1 protein-coding gene and 1 pseudogene are annotated in these 1,693 nt (G+C 55.5%); both read left to right on the forward strand.

What is annotated here, in order from left to right:
• Nucleotides 1-647: IS5 family transposase (locus tag SPV1_RS01375; RefSeq protein WP_009849284.1), on the forward strand; the 647-nt coding region annotated here is incomplete at its 5' end.
• 148 nt (nucleotides 648-795) lie between these two features.
• Nucleotides 796-1,693: pseudogene (locus tag SPV1_RS01380) on the forward strand (transposase); the annotation flags it as partial.

A 1,693-nucleotide genomic window follows, 5' to 3' on the forward strand; every position in this document is an offset into this window, starting at 1 on the left:
GCATCAGTCAGCCGCATGTGCGGCCGATTGTACGGGGCAAGGCTGGCCGCCCGGTGGAGTTTGGCGCAAAGGTGAGCGTCAGCATGATTGGCAAACTGGCATTTGTAGATCATCTGGATTGGGATGCATTCAATGAGTCACAGGATCTGATCGCACAGGTGGAGCGATACAAGGCGCGCTTCGGCTTTTATCCTGAGGTGGTGCTGGCTGATGGCATCTACGGCACACGCGCGAATCGGCGGTGGCTGAAGGAGCATGGCATCCGCTTTGGCGGCAGGCCTTTGGGCAGGCCAAGGAAGGTTACATCGGAGAATATGGATGAGATCAAACAGCTCAAGCGCCAGCGCAGGGAGGATGAGCGCAGTCGCATCCCTGTCGAAGGCAAGTTCGGGCAAGGGAAAAACGGTTACCGGCTCAATCAAATACGCGCCCGTTTGGCTTCAACCTCTGAGGCATGGGTGCGGAGCATCTTCCTGGTGATGAACCTGATTGCCCTGCTCAGGTTTTTGCTGCCTTTTTTGCGCCCATCAGCCATCATGGATGCCTGCACAACATGGCTCAGGGGCATGCTGAGGCTTGATGACGGCGTTGGCGATCGTTTGACTGGCATGCATCCCCGCTTCGCGGACGCTTCCACTGGATGGTAGATGGATGTTTTTGAGGAGGCTCTATGTATTTTATGGTACATAGATTCCCCTCAAAAAGTCACAACCCATTGATATATTGAGACAAAGCGATGTTCATGGTAGTCTGAAGTGCAAGGGAATGGGCGCATCTGGCGCAAAAGGTTTGCACATGATACGAGAGACAAGTGACCGGCAACTTCAGTTGAAGGACTTTATTCATCCATTTGGATGTGATTTGAATTCTGAGAATCGTTGGGTGAAGCTGGCGGAGGTTGTGCCTTGGGATGATCTTGCCGTGGCTTACAATTCCGTGATGAGCGCGACGCAGGGTCGGCCTGCGAAGCCTGCGCGTCTGGTGATCGGTGCGCTGATCATCAAGCACAAGCTGAACCTGAGCGATGAAGAGACAGTATTGCAGATCCAGGAGAACCCCTATCTCCAGTTTTTTTGCGGCCTTGGTGCATATGTGGATGCACCGCCGTTTGTTCCGAGCCTGTTCGTGGAGATACGCAAGCGCATGGGTGCGGAAGTGTTTGATGCGTTTGAGCAGGCGATAGTGGATCGGGCGGTGCATATCCAAAAGAAGCGGAAACCAACCCGGGTCAGCACGTCCGGCGGTGATGGGTCACCTCCTTCTTCCTGCGGGGATGGGTCCGACCAGGATCGACCGGCACCGGTTGATGCGGTTGATGCGCAGGCAGAGGACGTGACACACCATGGCAAGCTGCTGATGGATGCGACGGTGGCCGACCAGATGATCCGCTTTCCGACGGATCTCGGCCTGCTCAATGAGGCGCGTGAGATCTCCGAGTCCTTGATTGATGAGCTGCACAAACAAACCGGCGGCAAGAAGCCGCGCACTTACAGGCAGCAGCGCGCAAGGTATTTCTTTCCATCAGCAAGCGCAAGAAACCGGGCGGCAAGCTGATCCGCAAGGGCATCCGCCAGCAGTTGCAGTATGTGCGCGCATCTGGGCATATGAGCGATGCTGACGAGCTGATGGCGAGCCGGCATGCCGTTTCCCTTAGACACAGCTCAACGCCAGTACTGGATTATTCAGCATGTGT

Source organism: Mariprofundus ferrooxydans PV-1, assembly GCF_000153765.1.
Taxonomy (GTDB): Bacteria; Pseudomonadota; Zetaproteobacteria; order Mariprofundales; family Mariprofundaceae; genus Mariprofundus; species Mariprofundus ferrooxydans.